Here is a 23,331-nt window from a genome sequence, read left to right on the forward strand (position 1 = left end):
TTTACTACGGTTATTTAAAATATTTTGGCTGCTTGTGCTGCTTGTTCTAAGCCACTTTCAATAATTTCTTGAGCACGATCCGGAAACTGATTATGTCCTTCAATAATAACGGAGTTCACGTCCGTGATTCCAAAGAATTGAAGTACGCTGCTAACATATTTAACAGCCATTTCGACCTCAGCTGCTGGACCTTCTGAATATACTCCGCCACGCGCGTTTAATAACATCACCTTTTTATCGCCCAGTAATCCCACAGGACCTTCTGGCGTATACTTAAACGTTTTGCCTGCTTGATTTAAATAATCAAAGTACGTATGAAGCACGGCCGGCACAGTAAAATTCCAAAGAGGAAAGGCAATGACAATTTTATCAGCTTTCACAAATTGTTCTAGGTAACGATTAGCAATTTCTGCTGCTTTGTTTTCCGCTGCCGTCACTTCTAGCCCTCTTGCTAATTTAAACTGACCGTTTATCATGTCAGCACCTAAATAAGGAAGTTCTTCTTTGAACAAATTTAGCTCCATTATTTCTTCACCTTGGTGCGATTGTTGATAGCTTTCTAAAAACGCATCATATAATTTTACGCTGACCGCTTCACTTGCCGATCTGTCATTTGCTTTTATAAAAAGAGTATAACTCATACTAAAACCTCCACTGATTGTTGATACTCTTATTTTATTCGCTTTGTCCTTGCGTTTCGCACGACTTTATAATGAAATACTTTCATACTTTAGTCTGAGAAAAATGAAAAGATCCAAACGATTTATCGTTCGGATCTTCCTTCCCCTAAACTAATTTTTTCTAATCTCCTCATTTTACAGATGAAACGGGAAGATGAATCACAACTTCCGTTCCTTGTTTTTCTTCACTTTTAATAAAAATCTCGCCTTTATGCTGACGGACAATAGTTTGTGCAATCGATAGTCCAAGCCCCGTTCCTCCCGTAGCTCTGCTTCTAGCTTTATCCACTCGGTAGAAACGTTCAAAAATATGTGCAAGATCTTCTTTTGGAATACCAATTCCATAGTCTTTCACTTTGATAATGACATCTTCCTGCTTTTTTTCCACGGTCACTTCAATTTTATTCGTACTGTATTTAATTGCATTATCAAGCAAAATAATCAGCACTTGCTTCATTTTCAGTTCATCCACTTGAATCATAATGGGCGTTTGATCATAATGAAGAACTAATTCTCTTTTGTATACCTGCTGCAGCTGCTTAACGATTTGTTCAAAAATAAGAACAAGATCTGTTTGCTTCATATCAAGCGTTTGTTCTTTTTCCACACTTGCCAGATCAAGCAGCGTTTCAATCATTTTTTGCATTTTGGTTGCTTCCGCATAGATGGTGTCGATCGCATCCAGCGTAATTTCTTCATTTTTAATCCCTCTTCTTCTTAATAAATTAGAATAACTGCGAATAACGGTTAGAGGGGTTTTTAATTCGTGAGAAGCATCAGAAACAAACTGATTTTGCTTTTCAATATTTTCTCGCAAGCGGTCAATCATATGATTAAACGTAACGGTCATACCCTGCAGTTCATCTCTCGTCTCCGTTTGAATGAGAACTTTTTTAGGAACACCGCTCTCTTCAATCTCTTTCATCGTTGTGACCATATTTTTAATAGGATGCATAATGACGCGTGATAACCATCTTCCTCCTAAAAGCGACAGTAAAATGGACACAAGAGAACAAAAAATCAAAATTGATAGCAAAATATCTTTGCGGGTTTCAAAACCAGTCAGGAGCTCACCAATCTCAAGCGTTTCAACGACTTGATTATTGACTTTGACAGGCATGCGAATAACCAATACTTGTTTTTCTCTAATTTTGCGAAGCTTCACTTTTTTTTTCTTTGAAAATTCGGGCTTAATTTTCACCAGATGAGGATCATTTGATACTTGATTAATGACCGTAGAATTTTCTGAGACTGTTCGGATAAATGAATGGTTGGTCAAATAAAATTTTAGTAACTCTGGCGAAAGCTCCACGGAATGATCTTGCTGACCTTTTTGAATAATCTCGCGTGCTTTTTCGAATAAAATGTCCTGTTCCATATTCACCGTAGATTTAGTGAAGGAGAAAAAAACAACGATGTTCATGATTAATAAAATAACCACTAGCCATGCTGTTGTCAGCAAATTAATCTTCGTCGTGATCTTCATGTTTCTCCTCTTTCATCATATATCCTACGCCCCGCACCGTATGAATGAGAGAAGTAGAAAAACCTTCATCTACTTTTTTTCTTAAGTGGCGAATATACACATCAATTACGTTTGTTTCTCCTTCATATTCATATCCCCAAACGTTTGTGAGAATCCCTTCTCTCGTGACAATTTTATTTTTATTCGTAAGCAAATACACGACTAAATCATACTCTTTCGGTGTCAACGTAATGGATTCATTGTTTCTTAGGACTTCCCTTGTTTCAAGATTAATGGTCAAATCACTGATCGTTAAGAGCTCTGCTTCAGCTTCTTTCGTTCCTGATGCTTCTACGAGCGAACGATAGCGAATACAAGAGCGAACTCGTGCTAACAGCTCTTCAATTTCAAACGGTTTTGTAACATAATCATTAGCCCCTTGGTCTAACCCCATTACCTTATCTAACGTCGTATTTCGGGCAGTTAATAAAATAACTGGCGTAAACACTTCCGCTTTCCGAAGTCTTCTTAACACCTCAATACCGCTCAGACTTGGAAGCATCACGTCGAGCAAAATGAGGTCATATTGAGCGGATATTGCCGTCTCTAAACCCGCTTTCCCGTCGTACTCAACATCTACTTCATAATCTTCAAATTCCAATTCAATCTTTAGCACTTTCGCAATTTGCGCTTCATCTTCCACAATTAAAATTTTCTCTTTCATATTATGCACCTCTCACCACATGTCTTAAGTGAAAGAATAGCTTCTTTAGATAAAAAAACAACACCTTTTTCAAAAGATGTTTGTTTTTTTATCTAAACCCTACTTTTTCAACATACTTGTTCTTTAGCTTATCCTTATTGTTTGTAAACATGAATGTTTTACGCATGAAGACCAATCGTTTGCTTTTCACCTAGAATCCAATTGACTACTGCTAAAAGTTCTTCAGGCGTTTGTGCTTCGATTCCTTTATGGTAAGCAGCAATCGCGTTATACAATGTGCTCATTTTATCAGCATCCTGCAGCACTGTCTGCAGCTGACTTTCTAACGATTGATCCGCCTTTAGTTCTTGAACTAAGTTTCGCTCTGTTAAATAGCGTAAATTCACCTCTTCTTGACCCGGTAAAGCAGAATGAACAAAAATCGGTAAATTTTTGCGAAGAGCTTCACTGACCGTGATACCACCTGGTTTTGTTACAATAGCATCCACTCGCTCATACAGTTCATTCATTTCTGTGCGTGATGAAATGTACGGAATTGGTGTAACGTGTTGTAGTTCCCACCCTTTGATTTCTTCATATAACTTTTGATTTTTGCCGCATAAGACAAAGTAATGAAAATGGCGCGCGTCTTTTAAATCATTGTAAAAATCCATAATATTGCCTAGACCGCTGCTGCCTCCGGCAATTAAAATATTTCGGTTACCATGATGCTTAACAGTTCTTGTTTTTGTTATTTCTTCATGTACCGGTATCCCTGTGACCATCATATTTTGAAGTGGAATTTCACTTTGAGCACGAAGCCCTCTTTTTACTTCTTCACTAGGAAGAAAGTGAAAGTCAATCTCTTCTTTTCCCCATAAATTATTAATAAAGAAATCCGTGTAGACATTTATAATAGGAACATTGCACTTGCCTTTTGCTTTTAATTGGCTGAGCAAATAAGAAGGAAATCCATGTGTGCATATAATTAAATCCGGATTTTCTTCTTTAACTAAGTGCTCCATTTTTTTTGCGAATACGTGATGATACCATTTGAATGAATGAACAGGCGGTTCATAAAAGAGATGTTTGTATGCCATATTGTATGTTTCTGGAGCATAACGAATCCATTTCAAATATGTGCCTGTAACCACTTTTTCTAATAGTTCGTTTGTATAACTTAATAAATCTATTTTTTTATAACAAATATTTGTTGTTCTTCTTTCCAATATATCCATTAACGCCTCTGCCACTTGATGATGGCCAGAAGGCATTTTTAGAAGAGGTAAAAATAAAACCTTTTTCAACTGTTTCATCTCCTATTCTAAAAGCAGTTTCTTCCTCTCCTTTTTATATCATTAAATGCCCTTGAATTTCGGATTTTAATTGATTTTTAATGTGAAATTCATCGTTTTTTTAGAGTGTCAATCTAAACTAAGAGTGAAAAGTACTGCATAAGGAGAAAACAAATGAACCTCAATTACGAAGTATTTCAATGGATTAACTCGTTTGCTGGTAAATCCAGCGCAATGGATTCTGTCATGGTTATCATTACGAATAGCGTTCCTTATTTTATAATGGCCTGTTTGCTTTTGCTTTGGTTTAGCGGAAAAACAGAAAGAACAATTTATCACCGTTATACGGCTTTATACATGTTGTTTACAATTGTCCTTTCTCTTTGTATCAATGAAGTCATTCACCTGGTGTATTACCACCCGCGTCCGTTTGTGACTCATCATGTTCATAAGCTGATTCCGCACCCGGCTAATTCATCTTTTGTCAGTGATCATTCGATTTTAGTCTTTTCTGCTGCTTGGATCATGTGGTTACGAAAAAACAAATGGAGAAGCGTCATTTTTATATGGGCTGCCATCTCAGGCCTTTCACGCATTTACGTAGGTGTCCACTATCCAGCAGATGTACTTGGAGGCATGGTAATTGCGGGAGCTATCAGCTGCTTTGTTATCTATCTTTCAGATAAAACAGCTCCTCTTATCCAGCGATTATTCTGGATTCACGATGTGATTATCAAGCGTATTCCGTTTCTGTCTCCTTACACGCATGAACAAATTAGTAAAAAAAATCATTCAGCTTAAAGACGCTGAGACAAAAATAGTATAGTTGAAGTGAAAAACGAACCACTAATCAAACCGTTTGATCAGTGGTTCGTTTTTTTTGGTTACAATGAACGTAGATTTTATCTGTTTCGTTCCTTCTGGCAGTTGATTGGAGGACAAAGCGAAGTCTTGCACGGAAATCAACTACCGTGTCACAAGCGGTCCATACGAGCTCATTTATCCGATTTGTTCGTCTTTAGATTGCATTGATTTCGTTATATCTCAATCTCTTTTTATTATTTATAAAAAAAAGATTGTTCACTTTCTTGACTTTCACTTTTATTTACTTTATATTAGTTGATGTATCAAACATTGATGTATCAAATATTAATCCATCAATAAATATCATAGAAAAAAGGGAGCGACTTTCTTGTCACATTCATGTTCTGAAAAAGCAAATGTTCTGTATGCTCTGCAAGAAGTTAATAAACAAATTAATCAAAAGTTTGAGCATTGTACCGGTGTTAGCCAATCACGTCTTGATATTTTACATCAGCTTTATGAAACAGGTGAAATGAGTCAAAAGGCGCTTCAACAGCAAGTAAACATTGATAATGCTGCAATTACAAGGCATTTAAAGCAGCTAGAAGAAAGAGATGTTGTATCACGCCGTAAAAATCCTGATGACAACCGCGTAACATTTGTAAAGCTTACGAAAAGCGGACATGAAAAAATCGGTGCATTTCGAAACGAAAAAGCTCGCTTTATTGATGAAGCATTTAAAGATTTCAGCGAAGAAGAACAGCTGCTGCTTTCAAAAATGCTTGAGCGTTTAAAAGTAAACATTTCGGCCATTGAACGGTCATAACATTTTTAACATAAAGGAGAGTTCATCATGACACAAACAAAAACACTAAACAATGATTTCCAAGATATTATTACAGGGCGCAGATCTATTCGTTATTACGATCCATCTGTCAAAATCAGCCGTGAAGAAATGAAAGAAATTTTAACAGAAGCGACGCTAGCTCCATCTTCTGTTAATGCACAGCCTTGGCGCTTTCTAGTAATTGATAGCCCTGAAGGAAAAGCAACACTAGCTCCGCTTGCTAAATTTAATCAATCACAAGTAGAAACATCGGCAGCTGTTATTGCGATATTCGGCGATTTAAAAAGCGAAGAAAATTTAGATGAAATTTACGATAAAGCTGTTGAACTAGGCTATATGCCACAAGAAATTAGAGATATGCAAATTCCAAAAATCAAAGCGCACTACGCAGCTGCTTCTGAAGAATTAAATAAAGAAACGGTATTAATTGACGGCGGTTTAGTATCTATGCAGTTAATGCTTGCTGCACGTGCTCACGGTTATGATACGAATGCTATTGGCGGTTATGAAAAAGATCAAATTGCCGAAGCATTCGGTTTAGACAAAGAACGCTATGCACCGGTTATGTTACTTTCAATCGGCAAAGCAGCAAATAGCGGTTACCCTTCTGTACGTTTACCAATTGAAAAAGTAGCTCAATTTAGATAATAAAAAAGGTGCTGTGTATTCAGCACCTTTTTTTATCCTCCACTAACGGGTGGAATAAATGCAACGGTATCTCCCGTTCCAATGATTTCTTCATCTGTTACAAACTCTTCGTTGACTGCCGTCATCGTTTGATTCAGAGAGGACAGCTTATATGTTTTTTGTACATATTCCTTTAATTCCTTCACTGTTATATCTTGCTTATCAACTGTTACTTGTTCCACTCCAGCCTCTTCACGTATAGCAGCGAAAAATAAGACGTTAATCATTTTTACATCTCCTTCAATGGCTTTCCTTCAGGATATTCTTTTGTTTCTAACTGATCGCCAATCCATTTTGTTCCATCTTCCCAAAATTCCTTTTTCCAAATTGGCACAATTTGCTTAATACGTTCAATAGCATACTCATTTGCTTCATAAGCTGTTTTGCGATGCGGAGAAGAAACCGCAATAACTACTGCGACTTCTGTTATATCAAGCTTTCCGATTCGATGAGTAATAGCTGTCAAAGCATCCGGCCACTTTTCCTGAATTTCGTCACCAATTTGGCTGAGCATTTTCACTGCCATTGGCACATAGGCTTGATATTCAAGAGAGAGCGTCTTTTTGCCTTTTGTAAATTCTCTTACCGTTCCAATAAATGTCGTAATAGCTCCCGCGTCTCTTCTAGAAACTTTTTTAATTATTTCATCTACCGCAATTGGCTGATTTACTACTTCAAATAAGTGCTGGTTCATCTTCTTTCCCCCACTTCTTTCAATAAAAAATTAAGATAAAGCTCGTCTTCTTGTAAGTGAAACATTGGACATGCTCGCTGCACTTCGTTTTTAAGCGGAATGTGACTAATCACGCATATGATATTGGTTAGAGAGGAAAGCAGAACAAGATCTTCTTCACTTCGAATCAAGACTGCTTTTGGATAGGATTCTTTTTTATATCCTTCAACAAAAATGACATCTGGCGAGAAAAATTGATAAAAATCAATCAGCTTTTTTAGGCTCCAGTCTTTACTGTTTGCCGTAAGCTGAAGGATCCCACCTCCTTCTACACCTGCCACATCGGCACCTGCTTGCTGGTGGCGATGACTGTCTTTTAGCTCACTGCTGCTATCTGGAGGTCCGCCGTGTCCATGGTGCTTAATAGAACCTACACGTAGATCGAATTGTTTCGCTTTTTTAATTAGCTTTTCCACTAAAGTCGTTTTTCCGCTGTTTTGAAATCCAACTACTTGTAAAACGGTGCAACTTGCTGCCAAGGCCATTCACTTCCCTGCACGTCATCTAGCAATAAGACGTCAACCAGCATTCCTTCTTTGTACCCTCTCGTCCCTCCGGGAAATATAATTAACGTATCCGCATGAGCTAAAGAAGAAACAGCACTAGATTTTGTAAAGCTTAATGGAGAAGCAATCAGCTGTCCTTCCCTGTATGAAAGCCTGCCAGATACAAATCGCATAAAAGGATTTGGCTTTAAGAAGTCTTTTCCTAACAAAGCTTTTTCTTTCCGGAGGTGAGGGGTTCTTTTCCCCGCATATATACTGATGACCGGACGAGCTAGCAGTTCAAAACCAACGTAGCAGGCCGTAGGGTTTCCCGATAGACCAAATAAAAGCTTGTCTTCCATACGTGCAACTGTTGTGACACTGCCTGGTCTCATCGCTATTTTATTAAAAAGAACTTCGGCCTGTAATTGCTTATACACCTCTGGTAGATAATCATAATCTCCTACTGAAACGCCCCCCGTTGTAATCAGCATGTCCACTTCTGATAGCGCAGATTTTACCGCGCTGTAGCACTGACTTAAATCATCGGGCATAATACCAAAATAGTTTACTTCTCCTCCAGCTTTTTCAATTTGGGCACGAAGCATATGAGCATTGCTATTACGAATTTTCCCTCGCTGAACAGGATCACGTACTTCCACTAGTTCACTTCCCGTTGCAAGTAATCCAACTACAGGCTTTTTGAAGACAGCTACGTTACTATAACCAAATGTGGCTAGAAGAGCAGCTACTCCCGGAGTGATATACGTTCCTTTTGAAACTAACATAGTGCCTTTTTTTGTTTCTTCTCCTTGAAACGAAATGTTATCTCCGCTGTTAAACGACCGCTTGATTTGAACGACGGGCTGGTTGTCTTTTGTATATTCTTTTGTTACTTCAAGCATTGCCACCGCATCGCAGCCTTTTGGAATAGGAGCTCCTGTCATAATACGCACAGCCTGCATCGCGTTGACTGTATGTTCAAAAACAGAACCCGCTCCTATCTCTCCTCGAACATCCAGTTCTACTGGATGAAGTGATGATGCTTTTTTCGTATCTTGTGACCGAATAGCAAAACCATCATATGGAGAACGATTAAAAGCAGGAACATCATGATCTGCCATTAAATCTTCTGCTAAAAATCTGCCGTGAGCTTCTTCAAGCGCAATGATTTCTTGCTTTCCGCTTTTGACATACTGCATCACTCGCCCAACGCATTCTCCGACAGGGATAGGAGTTCGCTTTTCTCTCATTTTTTCACTCCTTTACTCATCCTAATAAACGATAATATAAACTTCTCGCAAATTGAATATCATTCGTTCCATGAATAAATACACGGCCATCTTGAAAAATAACAAAGCGCTGCTCTGGAAGCTGACATGACAGAAGATATGGGTTGCGGTCTACTTTCCCTTGGTTTTTTAAACGCTTTTCCAATTCATCAAAGTTGTGTAAATGCTGCTGCGAGGGTCTGATCTGAACCGTCTCTCTGCCGCAAAGAACTTCTGTTTTAAGCTGATTTTCATACGCTAAGTACGGATATGTGCGTGCCGATCCGCAAGAAGAACATTCATAACTTTTCATTTTACCCGTCTTAAATTCAGCGTGCTGATTATGCCAGACGTCAAAAGTTAGAAATGTGTGTCGCAAAGCTTCAACGTCTCCCACTAAAATTTTTAATGCTTCGGTTATTTGATAGGCTGCCACAATTTGAACGGCTGGACTGATAATTCCTGCTGTCTCACACGTCGCTCCTCCCACAGGCACTTTTTTCAATATGCAGTGCAGACAAGGGGTTACGTTTGGGATAACGGTATAAGTGGTGCCATAACTCCCTACACATGAGCCGTAGATCCAAGGAACTTCATACTTATGTGACAAATCATTTAAAATAAAGCGAATGTCGAAATTGTCTGTCGCATCGATAATCAAATCAGCTGTTTGGACGATACTTTCTAAATTAGCAGGCTGAGCATCCATCACCAGCGCTTCGATTTTCACTTCTGTGTTTATTTGACGCAAACGATTTTTGGCTGCTACAGCTTTAGGCAGTTTGTTTTGCGCATCTTGTTCTGTATAAAGCTGCTGACGCTGCAGATTGCTCCATTCTACATAATCACGATCTACAAGAGTCAATTTTCCAATTCCAGCACGCACGAGAGCTTCTGCACTAGCGCTGCCTAGAGCCCCTGCGCCTACAACTAAAACATGCTTACTTCTAATTTGCTGCTGCCCTTTGTTTCCAATGGGCTGGAAAAGCTGCTGACGTGAATAACGTTCTGTCACTCTTTTCTCTCCCTTTCTCGTTCAATCTATGACTTCACTATCTATTCCTTCGTCAAAGATATTTCTTTAAAAACATGCTATTATACACATAAAGCTAAGCTGCTTTACGGACGCTTATGTGCATAAATATACAAATATATTTTGATGGAGGTATTTAATAAATGTCCATTGCCGGCATTGTATTAGCAGGAGGAAAATCTTCTCGCTACGGTCAACCAAAAATGTTTGAAACCTATAACAAGAAATCATTTTACGAATATAGTATAGATGCATTAAAAGAAAATTACGTCACACCTATACTTGTGTCTACCAACCAAGATTTACTTCCTTATTTTCAAAGAAAAGATGTTTCATTTGCAGTTGAAAAATGCCCGTATCAAGGACCTTTGTATGCAATTCATCATGCTTTAACTGCAATTGATTGCCGTGCTGAATGGTTCTTTATTCTTTCGTGTGACATTCCTTTTGTTAATGCTGAGTTTGTTCATAATATGATTACCCTAACTCAGGCGAACTCAGCTGATATTGTTCTTCCTGTTCAGCCAAATCACATGCACCCGCTTCTAGCCCTCTATCACCGTAGAACGCTTCCTCTTATTGACCAACTCGTTACACAAGGTGAAAGAAGGCTTACAGGATTGTTGAATCAGGCAAACGTCCTTCGCGTGCCTTTTTCAGCAGAAGATCCTACTTTTATAAATGTGAATCATCGCAGTGATTGGCATTCATAAGGCTTTTTTTGAATTATCCACCAATATGAGACATTTCCACTTTCTCAGCGCCTTGGACCTGTCTTCCGTTAGCCCGCTCATCTGAGTAACGATCTTTCCGATGATTCCAGATATCAGAAATGGTGTCACAAACAGTATGATCAGATGCTTGTGATCGTATCAGTTTCCGGAGGTCGTACCCTTTTGACGCAAACAAGCAGGTATAGAGCTTTCCTTCAGCCGATACTCTTGCGCGTGAACAAGTCGAACAGAATGAATCTGTCACGGATGAAATGATACCAATTTCCTCTTCTGTCCCAACATACCGATACCTGGTAGCTACTTCTCCCGTGTAATGAGGCGGAATTTCTTCAAGAGGCATTTCTTGTCCAACTATATCAAGAATTTGTTTCTTTGTTATAACCTCATCCATTTTCCATCCGTTTGAATTTCCAACATCCATGTATTCAATAAAGCGCAGCGTATGTTTTTTGCCTTTAAAATATTGGGCCATCGGAAGGATATCCTGCTCGTTCTTGCCTTTTTGGACAACCATGTTTATTTTGACTGAAATCCCCGCAAGAGCTGCTGCCTCTATTCCTTCTAACACTCGTTTGACGCTTCCTCGATTTCCGTTCAGCTCTTGAAATCTCACTTCATCAAGCGAGTCTAAGCTGACGGTTACTCTTGATAATCCCGCTTTTGATAAGGCTTCTGCATGCTTCTTTAACAGTGAGCCGTTTGTTGTTATGGCAATATCATCTATACCCTCAATTTGCTTCAGACGATTGATTAGATCTGGCAAGCCTTTTCTTAGCAGTGGCTCTCCTCCCGTTATACGCACTTTTTTTACTCCTAGCGATGCGAATAATCTCGTGAGTCTCTCTAATTCATCAAACGAAAGAATATTTTCGGCAGGTAAAAATGGATAGTCTGCCCCAAAAATTTCTTCAGGCATACAATATCGACAGCGAAAGTTACAGCGATCTGTTACGGACAAACGCAAGTCTCGTAAAGGGCGCTTTAACGTATCAACTATAGTGTATGACATCTGCCTCATCTCTCCTCTCTAGCTGTCAGCTTCTCCACAGCAGATTAACTTTCTCTTAAAATTCTTTCCGGGCATGTATAAATATTCAACGAATCACTTCGGATAAACCCTACCGTTGTAATTCTCAATTCTTCTGCTAGATTTAAAGCAAGTTCAGTCGGAGCGGATTTTGAAAGAACCACTTCACACCCGATCTTCGCTACTTTCAACAAAATTTCTGAAGAAATACGGCCGCTGAAAACGACTACTTTATCCCTAATTGAAATATGGTGTTTTAAGCAATACCCATATAGTTTATCTAGAGCATTATGCCTGCCAATGTCCATTCTGCTAAGCATGAAACCATTTTTATCACAAATGGCAGCGTTATGAACGCCACCCGTTTCTTGAAACGTAGCAGCAGATTGCTGCAGCTTATTCATGAGTTGAAAACAATCCTTAATTGAAAGTTCTACCGATATATCATTCATTTTTTTAGCAGTCAGCGCATCATTTATAAAGACAAACCCTTGTCTGCTCGCCCCGCAGCAAGACGTGATATATCGTTTATTTTGAAGGTTTTGAAAATACGGGTTTAATTTATCTATTGTAACATGAACATACCCTTCTTTTTCTTGAACCCATATGTTTTTAATGTCTTTGTATTCTCGAATAACCCCTTCAGATGCTAAATAGCCAATTACCATATCTTCAATGTATTGAGGGCTACATACCATCGTGACAAACTCTTCTTCATTAATTTTCACAGTCACAGGAAACTCCGTTACAATTTTATCTTCCACGCTTTCCATTTCACCATTTTTAAATCTAAGAACTGTACGCTTCTTAACGGTCGAATTCATGTGATGTCTCCTTTTTTAAATAATGTTTTTATCAAAAACAAATACGGAAACCGCTATATTTTCTTTTATTTTCATATCTGAAAATAAATTAACCAGCTTTGCTCCTACCAATTCTTCTAGCCCTTCCGGCGGATTCGATGCATATACATCTTGAATCATTTTTGTTCGAGCTAAATGAACCATGTCACACCCTTCAGAAGTGCTTGCAATAAATGTTTCTGTCGGAGTTAAATTTCCATACAGTGTTGAGACAGCCATATTTTCAACAAAAACCGTATGTATTCTTTCCGGTCCTTTTCCAAATAAATCTTTTCGAAGCTTCCGAATAATATCATTAAATTCATGAATTGTTTTTGACATAATCAACGCTCTCCCACCGATTAAAATTAAATTGTGCATTTTATTCCTACAGTTTTTTTATCATAAATCAACACTTCAAAAAATAAAAGCCTAAAATCTTTGCAGCAAAACTTTTGAAGAGAGTTGGGTATTTAAAAAAGTTGTGCATTTAAAAACGTAGCGATATAATTATAAATAACCGAGATGGAATAATAATAATAATAATGAATTGTTATTACTCTATCACTTTTTCTTAACGATATAAATGGGCCGGATTGGCATATTAGTAAGACCTGCTAGTAAACTATTCCACCATGATTGCACTTCCCTTATTTAATTAGGCATGTGTATTCATGGTGGTTTTTTGTTTTATATAAAGGAGGAAAACAAATGAGTCGTGAAATCATCACTGTTCATATAAATGGCAACGAATACAAGGCAGCTTCAGGTTCTACCATACTCGAAATTATTAACCAGCAAAACATCGAGCATCCTCAGATTTGTTATGTGCCTGAAGTAGACCCTATTCAAACTTGTGACACATGTATTGTTGAAATGAATGGCGAGTTAGTTCGTTCTTGTTCTACAAAAGCTGAAAACGGCATGAAGATTGAATTACAATCAGCACCCGCAAAAGCGGCACAGACGGAAGCAATGGATCGCTTATTAGAAAATCATTTGCTATACTGCACCGTTTGCGATAATAACAACGGAAACTGTAAATTACATAATACAGCCGAAATGATGGAGATTGAACATCAAAAATACCCCTATACGCCAAAGGCCTCAGAGGATGAAGTCGATATGTCTCATCCATTTTACCGTTATGACCCTAATCAATGCATTGCTTGTGGACAATGTGTAGAGGTTTGTCAAAATCTTCAAGTTAATGAAACGCTCTCTATCGACTGGGAAGCGAAACGTCCCCGCGTTCTCTGGGATGATGGTGTAGCAATCAATGAATCTTCTTGTGTGAGCTGCGGTCAATGTGTAACAGTATGTCCTTGTAATGCCTTAATGGAAAAATCTATGCTCGGAGAAGCTGGATTCATGACCGGACTTCCAAAAAGCGTTTTGAATCCAATGATTGATTTAGTTAAAGAAGTGGAACCAGGGTACAGCGGAATTTTTGCTGTTTCAGAGGTGGAAGCAGCTATGCGTGAAACTCGGACGAAAAAAACAAAAACCGTCTGTACATTTTGCGGAGTTGGATGTTCATTTGAAGTGTGGACAAAAGGCCGCGAAATCCTTAAAGTTCAACCTAGCTCAGATGCTCCCGCAAACGCTATTTCAACCTGTGTGAAAGGAAAATTCGGCTGGGATTTTGTAAACTCTGAAAAACGTATTACTAAGCCTTTAATCCGAAAAAATGGCGCATTTGTAGAGTCGTCATGGGAAGAAGCGCTCGATTTAGTAGCAAGCAGGTTAAACTCCATCAATCAGCAGTACGGACATGGATCCGTTGGTTTTATCTCTTCTTCTAAGATTACAAACGAAGAAAACTATGTTATTCAAAAGCTGGCTCGCCAAATGTTTGAAACAAATGACGTAGACAACTGTTCTCGCTACTGTCAGTCTCCTGCAACCGATGGATTATTTCGAACAGTCGGAATGGGAGGCGATGCCGGCACGATAAAAGACATCGCAAAAGCTGGACTGGTTATCATCGTCGGAGCTAACCCTGCCGAAGGTCACCCTGTATTAGCAACTCGTATCAAACGCGCGCATAAGCTTCATGACCAAAAACTAATCGTCGCAGATTTGCGCAAAAACGAAATGGCTGAACGCTCTGACATTTTTATCAGTCCAAAACAAGGTACGGACCAAGTATGGCTAATGGCTGTAACAAAATACATGATTGATCAAGGATGGCACAACGAAAAATTTATCCAAGAAAACGTCAACTATTTTGAAGACTTTAACTCTTTACTTGAAAAGTACACGCTTGAATATGCTGAACAAATTACGGGTATTTCAGCAGCAACACTCATTCAAATAGCTGAAATGATTCGAGACGCCGATGGAACCTGTGTGCTGTGGGGTATGGGCGTGACGCAAAATACAGGAGGCTCTGATACATCAGCGGCTATCTCAAACCTGTTGCTTGCTACTGGAAACTATCGACGCCCTGGTGCAGGCGCTTATCCACTCCGAGGCCACAATAACGTGCAAGGCGCATGCGATATGGGAACTCTTCCCGCTTGGCTTCCAGGTTATCAGCACGTCACGGACTCAGTCGCTCGAGAAAAATTTGAAAAAGCATACGGCGTGAAAATTAAAGACAAGCCGGGTCTTGATAATATCCAAATGCTTCATTCAATTGATGAAGGAAAAATGAAAGCTATGTACCTTGTAGGAGAAGATATGGCTCTTGTCGATTCGAACGCTAATCACGTACACGAAATATTATCAAATCTAGATTTTTTTGTTGTCCAAGACATTTTCCTTTCAAGAACGGCTCAATATGCTGATGTTGTACTCCCTGCTGTTCCTTCTCTTGAAAAAGACGGAACGTTTACTAATACGGAGCGACGCGTACAAAGATTGTATCAAGCATTGCCAACGCTTGGTGATTCGAAGCCGGATTGGTGGATTGTTCAAGAGATTGCAAACCGCTTAGGTGCAAATTGGACGTATACACACCCTGGTGACATCTTTTCAGAAATGGCTAGTCTATCACCTCTGTTCAGCCAAGCCAGCTACGAAAACCTTGAAGGCTGGGATAGCTTCTTATGGGGGAGCTTAGAGGGGAAAAGCACGCCTTTACTTTACGTCGATGGGTTTAATTTCCCAGATAAAAAAGCGCGCTTTGCTTTATCAGATTGGGTTCTTCCTGCTGAATTTCCAGAGGAATATGATTTGCACATTAATAACGGACGAATGTTAGAACATTTTCATGAAGGGAATATGACCAATAAATCGAGCGGTATTCAATCAAAGGTACCGGAAGTATTTGTAGAAATTTCACCTCAGCTTGCCAAGGAGCGTGAAATTGAAGACGGTTCGCTTGTCAGATTAATCTCACCGTTTGGAGCAGTAAAAGTACAGGCATTAATTACAGAGCGAGTAAAAGCAAATGAGCTGTATCTTCCGATGCACTCCGTTCATAAAGATTCGGCTATTAACTTCTTGACGGGACCTGCAGTCGACCAACGAACAAATACGCCGGCTTACAAACAAACAAAAGTACGGATGGAAGTATTAAGCAAAGGTGGAAAAACGCCTTTACCGTCTACAAATCCGCGTAACAAAAAACGTCATCCTCAAAATGGGGTCGAGGTTCAGCGTAAATGGAGTCGTCCTGGCTACGTCCATTTAACAAGTAAATAGGAGGAGAAAAGATGGCACAACCTATTACAGAAATTAAAAAGCCTCTTCTAAGCGAGGAAGAAAAAAAACAGCGAAAATTAGAAGACTTGACTTCTCTGCTGGCAGATAATGAAGAAGCGCTGAATCGTATTCTCGGTATTGTCGGAGAACTTAACGACATGGGTGTTCTTGAAGCTGCTGATTCAATGATTCAAGCAAAAGAAAAAATCTCAAAAATTGCGCTTCATCAAATTTCTAGAGAACCCGTAACCAATTTAATTAATACCCTTATGGGTGCAAGCAGCGGTTTGATGAAGGCAGACCCAGAGGTAACTGCTAAACTTGTTAACAGTGCAACAGCTGGTATGAACGAAGCAAATGAATATGTAAAAACAGGAAAAAAAGTAAGTGCGTTAGCTCTTATAAAAGCGCTAAATGATCCAGATGTTAATCGTGCAATTGGATTTGGACTTCACTTTTTAAAAGGAATGGGCAAAGCGTTGGAAGAGTAAATAAGGCAGCGACTTGAAAGTTTTTCCCTTTCAAGTCGCTGTTTTCTTTTTAGGAAGTCCTTTTCTAAGTGAACGTGATATAGTTATACTAAATTGCTCTACTAAAACTAATTGAGGTGACACGATGCAACAATACTTTAAACCCTTATTCGCACTATTATTTTTAATTATGTTTACTGCTGCTTGTTCGAACGGAACAAATACGAGTCAATCAGCGGCTCAGCACCAAAACGTCAGCTTAACGATATCCGCTGCAGCCAGCTTAAAAGATGCGCTTACCGATATTCAAAAGCAATATGAAACAAAGCATCCGAATGTCGACTTAAAATTTAATTTTGGGGCTTCAGGCTCGCTGCAACAGCAAATCGAAAACGGCGCACCGGCTGATTTGTTTTTTTCAGCAGCGGAAGATAAGTTTGATGCACTGGTAAAGTCAGGAGTTATTTCTAAAGAAAATGGAACTGACTTGGTTGGCAACGATCTTGTGCTTATCGTCCCAAAGAATAATTCGGCTGCCATCAAAAATTTTGAAGATCTATCAAAGCCTGCTGTTCAAAAAATTTCACTTGGCATACCGGAATCCGTTCCTGCCGGACAGTATGCAAAAGAGACTTTTGAACACATGAATCTGTGGACAAACATTGAGCCTAAAACCGTCTATGCAAAAGACGTACGCCAGGTGCTTTCCTATGTGGAGACAGGAAACGTTGAAGCTGGAGTTGTTTATAAAACCGATGCGTTGATTTCAAAAAAAGTGAAGATTGTCGCCACTGCAGATCATAGCACTCACAAACCAATTGTATATCCTGTAGGCGTTATTAAGGATTCGAAACATCCACAAGAAGCAAAGGATTTTTATCAATTTTTACAAAGTAAGACGGCTCTTAACACGTTTAAAAAATACGGTTTCACTGCGAATTGAGATTGCTATGATTCAAGAGTTTTTATCTCCTCTTCAGCTATCGCTTAAAATTGCATTAGTAGCGGGATTTGTCGTGATTATTCTAGGCACTGTTATAGGAAAACTGTTATCAAGGAAACACTTTAAGGGAAAAGTGATGGTTGAAACGGTGTTGATGCTACCATTGGTCCTGCCTCCGTCCGTTGTTGGATTTTTATTGATTGTCATATTCGGAAAACACAGCCTACTCGGCCGAGCAATTGAATGGGTCTTTCAACAACCCGTTATTTTTACGTGGTGGGCAGCTGTTATTGCATCCGTTGTCGTTGCGTTTCCCCTTATGTATCAATCTGCCAAAACGGGCTTCCAAGGCGTTGATCATGAAATTGAAGACGCAGCTCGAGTAGATGGTGCAAGCGAATGGAAAGTCTTTTTCTTTATTTCCATTCCTTTAGCTTCTAAAGCTATCGTAACAGGAGGTGTGTTAAGTCTGGCAAGAGCACTCGGAGAATTTGGAGCCACTTTGATGTTTGCTGGCAATATTCCAGGTGAAACTCAAACTGTTCCTACCGCTATCTACGTCGCGATTGACTCTGGAAACATGAATCTCGCTTGGCTATGGGTTATCTCGATCGTCTTTCTTTCCTTTCTTATGCTGCTTTTTGTTCAGCTTAAACAAAAGTAAAAGGATGCCTCTTACACAAAGAGGCATCCTTTTATTTTTGTACCGCTTTTTCAATTTTACATACATCATAAATTAAAAAGGAGCTAATCAAATGTAGATCATACATTTGATTAGCTCCTGTTATAAGTAAGGTAAGCCACCAAAAATATGTATTTGGTGGAGACGGTGGGAGTCGAACCCACGTCCAGAAATATCGCCACTTAAGCGTCTACGAGTGTAGTTGGCATATTGATCATTCGCGAGCTGTTCTGCCTACCAACAGGCGTCCCAGTCGCTAGTCTGATTATTCTCTTCCTTCGTCCTCAGACGGCGAACTCCGGCGTAGCCCACTTAAAGTGAGTCCCTTACCCTACCACATGGGCGATGGAGGGAGGAACCGCTAAGCTACTATTATGCAGCTAAAGCGAAGTTATTGTTAGATTTGCCAGTTATTATTGGCGTTGATGTTTTAACGAGGCCATCTCCTCGACTCGCAACCTAAGCTCGAACTATCCCTGTCGAATCCGTAACGTCCCCATATAAAAGGGAGTCGGAATGTGTAAGAAAAATTCTTACATCAGATAGCGACTTCAGTGTGCAAAATGAAATCTAACTGATAACAATATTTATTATATCACAAAATGAGCATTTTGCAATTGTAAGATTTTGTAATTTTACATCTTTTGACGATCACGAAATGCTCGTTCGATATCACGCTTGGCTTCTTTACGCTTTAAGTCTTCACGCTTATCATATTTCTTTTTACCCTTACCAAGCCCTAGTAAAACCTTTGCGTATCCATTTTTCAAATACACTTTTAACGGAACTAGTGAATAACCTGTTTCTTTTGAATAGCCAATTAGCTTGCTGATTTCGCGTTTATGCAGCAATAGCTTTCGTGTACGAAGTGGCTCATGATTGTATCGATTTCCTTGTTCGTAAGGACTAACGTGCATATTGTGTAAAAATACTTCTCCGTTTTGCACACGAGCAAAAGAGTCCTTTAAATTCACACGACCATTACGAATTGATTTAATTTCCGTTCCTTGTAGAACAATACCCGTCTCATATGTTTCTTCAATAAAAAAGTCGTGGCGGGCTTTTTTGTTTTGTGCAATTAATTTCCCTTCACCTTTTGGCATAAAACGTTCCTTCCCTTCAGCCGTACTTACGTATATGTATGATATTATGTATCATTTTACTGTATGGAAATCTAAACAACAACTAAAACGTTTAATAGAGCTGTTTTGAAGCAGAAGGTCTATCCTTCTGCTTCACTGCTGTCGATTATTTGCGCTTTTTCTTTTTGCGCTTAACGTTTGGAGCGCCTTCGAAGAATCTTTTTTTCTTTTTCTTCTTTGGTTTTTGAGTAGACCACTCTTCATTTTTGCTTCGGCTGCCCTCTCGACCTTTTCCTTTATCGTCTTTGCGTGACTTTTGTTTTGCCTTAATCACTTTAGGACGATCTTTAGATAAGCGTTTGCGGCCTTCTTTCATTCCCACAATAACAAAGTCCACTGAACGCTCGTCTTTATTCACATCGGCAACTTTCACTTCAATTTCGTCTCCAATTCGGAAGACGTTGCCCGTTCTTTCTCCAATCATCGCATAATGACGTTCGTCGTAACGATAATAGTCATCCGTTAAGTCACTAACATGAACTAACCCTTCAATCGTATTTTCCAGCTCCACGAACATCCCAAAGTTTGTAACAGAGCTAATAATACCATTGAATACTTCCCCAACTTTATCAGCCATAAACTCAGCTTTTTTCATATCGTCCGTTTCTCGCTCAGCGTCAACTGAACGACGTTCCATATTAGAAGAATGCTCAGCAACATCAGGCAGAAGCTCGCGCCATTTTTCTTGCGTTTGCTGATCTGTTTTTCCTTCAATTAAATACGTACGAATGAGACGATGAACGATTAAATCCGGATAACGACGGATTGGAGACGTAAAATGCGTATAGAATTCAGCTGATAAACCAAAGTGGCCTAAACTTTCTGCTTCATATTTCGCTTGTTTCATCGAACGAAGCATAACAGTTGAAATAACCATCTCTTCAGGCGTACCCTTTACTTCTTCTAAAATATCTTGCAGCGCACGCGGATGAATATCGTTGCCTGTCCCTTTCACTGTATAACCAAAGTTTGTAATAAACTCTAAGAAACGAGTAAGCTTCTCTGCATCTGGATCTTCATGAATACGATAAATAAACGGTACGTTCATCCAGTGAAAATGTTCTGCTACTGTTTCATTCGCCGCCAGCATAAATTCTTCGATTAGCTTTTCAGCAACTGAACGTTCACGCAAAATAACATCGTGAGGATGTCCATCATCATCTACCAATACTTTTGCTTCTTTGAAATCAAAATCAATGGCACCGCGATCCATTCTCTTTTTACGAAGAATAGCTGCCAGCTTTTCCATACGCTCAAACATCGGAACGATTGGCTCGTAGCGTTCTAACACTTCTTCATCTTTATCCACTAAGATTTTGTTCACATCTGAATACGTCATTCGTTCTGTCGTTTTGATGACACTTTCAAAAATCTCATGTTTTACTACTTCACCTTGTGGATTAATTTCCATCTCACAAGAAAGTGTAAAACGGTTAACTTTTGGATTTAATGAGCAGATTCCGTTAGATAAACGGTGAGGAATCATCGGAATAACTCGGTCTACTAAATAGACGCTTGTTCCGCGCTCTGCTGCTTCTACATCAATCGGAGAACCTTCTTTAACGTAGTGACTTACATCTGCAATATGAACACCTAATTTGTAGTTTCCGTTTTCAAGCTCTGTAACCGTTACAGCGTCATCCAAATCTTTTGCATCTGCTCCGTCAATGGTTACAATAACTTGATCCCGAAGATCGCGACGGTTACCGATATCTTTTTCATCAATCGTCTCAGGTGTATCAATTGCTTGCGTTAAAGCGTCAGCAGGAAATTCTTGAGGAAGACCGTGCTTATGGATAACAGAAATGATATCGATCCCCGGATCGTTTTTATGTCCAAGAATTTGAACAACTTTTCCTTCTGCATTCATGCGGCCTTCCGGATAGGTTGTGAGCTCTACTACTACTTTATGGCCTTCAACTGCACCGTTTCTTGCTGCTTTGGGAATAAAGATATCACCTGCAATTTTTTTGTCATCCGCAATCACAAAGCCGAAATTCTTGCTTTGCGTATACGTACCTACAATTTGCTGGGTACCTCGTTCTAAGATTTTTACAATGGTTCCTTCACGACGAGCACCTGATGATTCTGATAACACTCTTGCAAGCACAATATCTCCGTGCATAGCATTGTTTGTTTCAGTAGGGGGAATAAATACATCACCCGCATCTTTTTCTTCAGGAACTACGAACGCAAACCCTTTTGCATGTCCGCTTACTTTCCCTTTGACAAAATTCATTTGTTCCGGCAGCCCGTAGCGGTCATTTCTTGCTCGGATAATTAAACCCTTCTCTTCCATAATAACAAGTGCCTTAACAAACTCTTTGAATGACTCTGCATCCTCCGTATTAAATTCTTTTGCAAGCTCTTGGACAGTCAAAGGTTTGTAATTATCCCTTTTCATAAAATCCAATATTTCATTCATATAGGGCTGATTTTCTTCTTTCACATCATGTCCCTCCTTTTTCCTTATTCGTATTATCTCTATTACCAATCAAGTGATTCCAAAAATGCATATACATCCTCGTGAAGCTGATCTCGCTCTTTATCAAAGGTAATGGTATGACCAGATTCTTCGTACCACTTTATATCTTTTGTAGGAGACTCGACGCTATTATAAATAATATTGGCGCTGTCTGTATTAATCATATGATCATGACGACCTTGTACAACAAATGTCGGTGCATAAATCATATCAACTGAATTTCGCACTTCAGCGATTAATTCCTGTAAAGACTTTAACGTGTTCATTGGTGTTTGTTTGAACTCTTCCATTTCTTGTTCAATCTGTTCAGACGATTTACCTTCACGCTTTTTATATTCGCGTGCATACGCTAAAACACCTTCATACATGACTTCTTCACTCTTTATATACATAGGCGCGCACATAGGCACAATACCCTTTATAGGTACAGTGTAACCTAATTTCAGTGAAAATACGCCACCTAGTGAAAGACCTACAGCGGCAATACTTTCATGGCCTTTACTTTTCAAAAACTCATAGCCTTCCATGACATCTTTCCACCAATCTTTTGGACCAGTATGAACAAGCTCTTCAGGCGCTACACCGTGTCCTTTATAGTGAGGTGCGTGGCATGTGTATCCTTTTTTCTCTAAAAAACGACCTAACATACGAACATCAGCAGAATTTCCGGTAAAACCGTGAAGTAATAAAACAGCCTTTTCGCCGCCTTCAAATGTAAATGGCTTTGGTTGTGCAATTTTCATATATCATTTAACTCCTTTTAGTTATAATATCTGCAGTCATAATAGAAAAAAACATGTATTTATGTGACGGTCATCACATAACAAGAGATGTGTCCGTCAACTTTTACGCTTTTATACTATATTTAGTACTTTTTTCTAAAGCTATATTATATCATTACTTAAAAATGAAATTAAAGTATTCAACACGCCCATTAAAAAAGCCACCTAATACATAAGTTGGTATACACCAAGTACGTATGCATTAGGTGGCAGTCTATCCAGTAACATATTAAAGTTTGAAATAAGATACAGCAAGTGTTAACGCAAAGAATAAGATAGATAACACTACTGTCAAACGGTGTAAAACTAAGTCAATTCCACGTGCTTTTTGTTTTCCAAATAACGTTTCAGCTCCACCGGAAATAGCTCCAGATAATCCAGTAGTTTTGCTTGATTGTAAAACGACCACAACAATCAATGCAATTGAAACAATCACTAGCAAAGTAATCAGCAATGTATGCACTAAGACACACCTCCTACACCAAGTAATAGTCAATCAGCGGGGTTTCTTCATCCCTTCTGATTGGCATTACCGGGGATAAAGTACGCGCACTACGCTAAGGTTAATTT

The 23,331-nt window shown here is 39.1% G+C and carries 24 protein-coding genes and 1 other RNA gene; 8 read left to right on the plus strand and 17 right to left on the minus strand.

The genetic code is table 11. The annotated features are described in order from the left end of the window. Positions 1 to 14 precede the first annotated feature (14 nt). The 4 genes from AC1VNJ_RS18970 to AC1VNJ_RS18985 all read right to left on the minus strand — a co-directional run bounded on the left by AC1VNJ_RS18970 (position 15) and on the right by AC1VNJ_RS18985 (position 4,155). Positions 15 to 641 carry an FMN-dependent NADH-azoreductase gene (locus AC1VNJ_RS18970; RefSeq protein WP_048021813.1) on the minus strand — a complete coding sequence of 209 codons (627 nt, stop codon included), beginning with the start codon at positions 639 to 641 and terminating at the stop codon, positions 15 to 17. A gap of 169 nt (positions 642 to 810) precedes the next feature. Beyond that, positions 811 to 2,166 (minus strand): sensor histidine kinase, encoded by a 1,356-nt coding sequence (locus AC1VNJ_RS18975; RefSeq protein WP_482641180.1) that lies wholly within the window; start codon positions 2,164 to 2,166, stop codon positions 811 to 813. Beyond that, complete coding sequence (locus AC1VNJ_RS18980) at positions 2,144 to 2,869, minus strand: response regulator transcription factor (protein ID WP_025752630.1); 726 nt, start codon at positions 2,867 to 2,869, stop codon at positions 2,144 to 2,146. Before AC1VNJ_RS18980 ends, AC1VNJ_RS18975 begins: the two co-directional genes overlap by 23 nt. 158 nt (positions 2,870 to 3,027) lie before the next feature. After that, the gene (locus AC1VNJ_RS18985; protein WP_482641181.1) at positions 3,028 to 4,155 is read right to left on the minus strand and encodes an MGDG synthase family glycosyltransferase; all 1,128 of its coding nucleotides are present in this window, start codon (positions 4,153 to 4,155) and stop codon (positions 3,028 to 3,030) included. 162 nt (positions 4,156 to 4,317) lie between these two features. On the opposite strand from AC1VNJ_RS18985, the gene AC1VNJ_RS18990 reads away from it, so the two are divergent. The 3 genes from AC1VNJ_RS18990 to AC1VNJ_RS19000 all read left to right on the plus strand — a co-directional run bounded on the left by AC1VNJ_RS18990 (position 4,318) and on the right by AC1VNJ_RS19000 (position 6,442). Then, on the plus strand, positions 4,318 to 4,944 hold the full coding sequence (locus AC1VNJ_RS18990; protein WP_028412069.1) for an undecaprenyl-diphosphatase: 627 nt from the start codon (positions 4,318 to 4,320) through the stop codon (positions 4,942 to 4,944). Between the two features lie 391 nt (positions 4,945 to 5,335). Next, positions 5,336 to 5,773 (plus strand): MarR family winged helix-turn-helix transcriptional regulator, encoded by a 438-nt coding sequence (locus AC1VNJ_RS18995; protein WP_013085370.1) that lies wholly within the window; start codon positions 5,336 to 5,338, stop codon positions 5,771 to 5,773. 27 nt (positions 5,774 to 5,800) lie between these two features. Then, entirely contained in the window at positions 5,801 to 6,442 is a 642-nt protein-coding gene (locus AC1VNJ_RS19000; protein WP_013059680.1) for a nitroreductase family protein, read from the plus strand. Between the two features lie 32 nt (positions 6,443 to 6,474). Here AC1VNJ_RS19000 and moaD read toward each other — a convergent pair whose 3' ends face one another. Genes moaD through AC1VNJ_RS19025 form a run of 5 tightly spaced genes read right to left on the minus strand, consistent with a single transcriptional unit; the run spans position 6,475 to position 9,985 of the window. Further along, positions 6,475 to 6,708, minus strand: coding sequence for a molybdopterin converting factor subunit 1 (gene moaD, locus AC1VNJ_RS19005; RefSeq protein WP_028412068.1), 234 nt, complete (start codon positions 6,706 to 6,708; stop codon positions 6,475 to 6,477). Positions 6,709 to 6,710: 2 nt separating this feature from the next. Beyond that, positions 6,711 to 7,175 carry a molybdenum cofactor biosynthesis protein MoaE gene (locus AC1VNJ_RS19010; protein ID WP_025752620.1) on the minus strand — a complete coding sequence of 155 codons (465 nt, stop codon included), beginning with the start codon at positions 7,173 to 7,175 and terminating at the stop codon, positions 6,711 to 6,713. Then, positions 7,172 to 7,699 carry a molybdopterin-guanine dinucleotide biosynthesis protein B gene (mobB, locus tag AC1VNJ_RS19015; RefSeq protein ID WP_482641182.1) on the minus strand — a complete coding sequence of 176 codons (528 nt, stop codon included), beginning with the start codon at positions 7,697 to 7,699 and terminating at the stop codon, positions 7,172 to 7,174. The genes AC1VNJ_RS19010 and mobB overlap by 4 nt, the downstream gene beginning before the upstream one ends. Further along, entirely contained in the window at positions 7,663 to 8,952 is a 1,290-nt protein-coding gene (locus AC1VNJ_RS19020) for a molybdopterin molybdotransferase MoeA (RefSeq protein WP_482641183.1), read from the minus strand. The genes mobB and AC1VNJ_RS19020 overlap by 37 nt, the downstream gene beginning before the upstream one ends. A gap of 16 nt (positions 8,953 to 8,968) precedes the next feature. Continuing rightward, a complete protein-coding gene (locus AC1VNJ_RS19025; protein ID WP_482641184.1) occupies positions 8,969 to 9,985 on the minus strand; it encodes a molybdopterin-synthase adenylyltransferase MoeB in 1,017 nt (338 codons plus the stop codon). A gap of 161 nt (positions 9,986 to 10,146) precedes the next feature. Between AC1VNJ_RS19025 and mobA the strand changes: the two genes are divergently transcribed. Continuing rightward, complete coding sequence (gene mobA, locus AC1VNJ_RS19030; RefSeq protein WP_482641185.1) at positions 10,147 to 10,716, plus strand: molybdenum cofactor guanylyltransferase; 570 nt, start codon at positions 10,147 to 10,149, stop codon at positions 10,714 to 10,716. 13 nt (positions 10,717 to 10,729) lie between these two features. On the opposite strand, the gene moaA is transcribed toward mobA, so the two are convergent. From moaA to AC1VNJ_RS19045, 3 genes are read right to left on the minus strand one after another with little or no spacing between them, the layout of a single operon-like run. Next, on the minus strand, positions 10,730 to 11,746 hold the full coding sequence (gene moaA / locus AC1VNJ_RS19035; RefSeq protein WP_028412063.1) for a GTP 3',8-cyclase MoaA: 1,017 nt from the start codon (positions 11,744 to 11,746) through the stop codon (positions 10,730 to 10,732). A 44-nt stretch (positions 11,747 to 11,790) separates the two neighbouring features. Then, entirely contained in the window at positions 11,791 to 12,588 is a 798-nt protein-coding gene (fdhD, locus tag AC1VNJ_RS19040; protein ID WP_033580428.1) for a formate dehydrogenase accessory sulfurtransferase FdhD, read from the minus strand. A 15-nt stretch (positions 12,589 to 12,603) separates the two neighbouring features. Then, positions 12,604 to 12,948 carry a Na-translocating system protein MpsC family protein gene (locus tag AC1VNJ_RS19045; RefSeq protein WP_013059689.1) on the minus strand — a complete coding sequence of 115 codons (345 nt, stop codon included), beginning with the start codon at positions 12,946 to 12,948 and terminating at the stop codon, positions 12,604 to 12,606. 369 nt (positions 12,949 to 13,317) lie between these two features. Between AC1VNJ_RS19045 and fdhF the strand changes: the two genes are divergently transcribed. The 4 genes from fdhF (at position 13,318) to modB (ending at position 18,334) form a co-directional block, all read left to right on the plus strand. Further along, positions 13,318 to 16,257: a formate dehydrogenase subunit alpha gene (fdhF, locus tag AC1VNJ_RS19050; protein ID WP_482641186.1), complete on the plus strand. Its 2,940-nt coding sequence runs from the start codon at positions 13,318 to 13,320 to the stop codon at positions 16,255 to 16,257. Positions 16,258 to 16,268: 11 nt separating this feature from the next. Beyond that, positions 16,269 to 16,748 carry a helical membrane plugin domain-containing protein gene (locus AC1VNJ_RS19055; RefSeq protein WP_154990601.1) on the plus strand — a complete coding sequence of 160 codons (480 nt, stop codon included), beginning with the start codon at positions 16,269 to 16,271 and terminating at the stop codon, positions 16,746 to 16,748. A 124-nt stretch (positions 16,749 to 16,872) separates the two neighbouring features. Beyond that, positions 16,873 to 17,670, plus strand: a complete 798-nt coding sequence (gene modA / locus AC1VNJ_RS19060) for a molybdate ABC transporter substrate-binding protein (protein WP_033580425.1) — start codon at positions 16,873 to 16,875, stop codon at positions 17,668 to 17,670. 7 nt (positions 17,671 to 17,677) lie between these two features. Then, positions 17,678 to 18,334, plus strand: a complete 657-nt coding sequence (modB, locus tag AC1VNJ_RS19065) for a molybdate ABC transporter permease subunit (RefSeq protein WP_034264255.1) — start codon at positions 17,678 to 17,680, stop codon at positions 18,332 to 18,334. Positions 18,335 to 18,488: 154 nt separating this feature from the next. Here modB and ssrA read toward each other — a convergent pair. The 5 genes from ssrA to secG form a co-directional block, all read right to left on the minus strand. Continuing rightward, positions 18,489 to 18,850: a transfer-messenger RNA gene (gene ssrA, locus AC1VNJ_RS19070) on the minus strand. Positions 18,851 to 18,987: 137 nt separating this feature from the next. Further along, the gene (gene smpB, locus AC1VNJ_RS19075; RefSeq protein ID WP_013059694.1) at positions 18,988 to 19,455 is read right to left on the minus strand and encodes an SsrA-binding protein SmpB; all 468 of its coding nucleotides are present in this window, start codon (positions 19,453 to 19,455) and stop codon (positions 18,988 to 18,990) included. Positions 19,456 to 19,600: 145 nt separating this feature from the next. After that, positions 19,601 to 21,943, minus strand: a complete 2,343-nt coding sequence (gene rnr / locus AC1VNJ_RS19080) for a ribonuclease R (protein ID WP_028412057.1) — start codon at positions 21,941 to 21,943, stop codon at positions 19,601 to 19,603. Between the two features lie 38 nt (positions 21,944 to 21,981). After that, the gene (locus AC1VNJ_RS19085) at positions 21,982 to 22,722 is read right to left on the minus strand and encodes an alpha/beta hydrolase (protein ID WP_028412056.1); all 741 of its coding nucleotides are present in this window, start codon (positions 22,720 to 22,722) and stop codon (positions 21,982 to 21,984) included. Positions 22,723 to 22,990: 268 nt separating this feature from the next. After that, entirely contained in the window at positions 22,991 to 23,224 is a 234-nt protein-coding gene (gene secG / locus AC1VNJ_RS19090) for a preprotein translocase subunit SecG (protein WP_014457843.1), read from the minus strand. Positions 23,225 to 23,331: the final 107 nt, after the last annotated feature.

The organism is Priestia sp. 3CA3 (assembly GCF_056836725.1).

Excerpts from the sequence above, each read along its gene's own strand:
- AC1VNJ_RS18970 (WP_048021813.1), bottom strand. The coding sequence starts at position 641 with ATGAGTTATACTCTTTTTATAAAAGCAAATGACAGATCGGCAAGTGAA.
- AC1VNJ_RS18975 (WP_482641180.1), bottom strand. The coding sequence starts at position 2,166 with ATGAAGATCACGACGAAGATTAATTTGCTGACAACAGCATGGCTAGTG.
- AC1VNJ_RS18980 (WP_025752630.1), bottom strand. The coding sequence starts at position 2,869 with ATGAAAGAGAAAATTTTAATTGTGGAAGATGAAGCGCAAATTGCGAAA.
- AC1VNJ_RS18990 (WP_028412069.1), top strand. The coding sequence starts at position 4,318 with ATGAACCTCAATTACGAAGTATTTCAATGGATTAACTCGTTTGCTGGT.
- AC1VNJ_RS19000 (WP_013059680.1), top strand. The coding sequence starts at position 5,801 with ATGACACAAACAAAAACACTAAACAATGATTTCCAAGATATTATTACA.
- moaD (WP_028412068.1), bottom strand. The coding sequence starts at position 6,708 with ATGATTAACGTCTTATTTTTCGCTGCTATACGTGAAGAGGCTGGAGTG.
- AC1VNJ_RS19010 (WP_025752620.1), bottom strand. The coding sequence starts at position 7,175 with ATGAACCAGCACTTATTTGAAGTAGTAAATCAGCCAATTGCGGTAGAT.
- mobB (WP_482641182.1), bottom strand. The coding sequence starts at position 7,699 with ATGGCCTTGGCAGCAAGTTGCACCGTTTTACAAGTAGTTGGATTTCAA.
- AC1VNJ_RS19020 (WP_482641183.1), bottom strand. The coding sequence starts at position 8,952 with ATGAGAGAAAAGCGAACTCCTATCCCTGTCGGAGAATGCGTTGGGCGA.
- mobA (WP_482641185.1), top strand. The coding sequence starts at position 10,147 with ATGTCCATTGCCGGCATTGTATTAGCAGGAGGAAAATCTTCTCGCTAC.
- moaA (WP_028412063.1), bottom strand. The coding sequence starts at position 11,746 with ATGTCATACACTATAGTTGATACGTTAAAGCGCCCTTTACGAGACTTG.
- fdhD (WP_033580428.1), bottom strand. The coding sequence starts at position 12,588 with ATGAATTCGACCGTTAAGAAGCGTACAGTTCTTAGATTTAAAAATGGT.
- AC1VNJ_RS19045 (WP_013059689.1), bottom strand. The coding sequence starts at position 12,948 with ATGTCAAAAACAATTCATGAATTTAATGATATTATTCGGAAGCTTCGA.
- fdhF (WP_482641186.1), top strand. The coding sequence starts at position 13,318 with ATGAGTCGTGAAATCATCACTGTTCATATAAATGGCAACGAATACAAG.
- AC1VNJ_RS19055 (WP_154990601.1), top strand. The coding sequence starts at position 16,269 with ATGGCACAACCTATTACAGAAATTAAAAAGCCTCTTCTAAGCGAGGAA.
- modA (WP_033580425.1), top strand. The coding sequence starts at position 16,873 with ATGCAACAATACTTTAAACCCTTATTCGCACTATTATTTTTAATTATG.
- modB (WP_034264255.1), top strand. The coding sequence starts at position 17,678 with ATGATTCAAGAGTTTTTATCTCCTCTTCAGCTATCGCTTAAAATTGCA.
- smpB (WP_013059694.1), bottom strand. The coding sequence starts at position 19,455 with ATGCCAAAAGGTGAAGGGAAATTAATTGCACAAAACAAAAAAGCCCGC.
- AC1VNJ_RS19085 (WP_028412056.1), bottom strand. The coding sequence starts at position 22,722 with ATGAAAATTGCACAACCAAAGCCATTTACATTTGAAGGCGGCGAAAAG.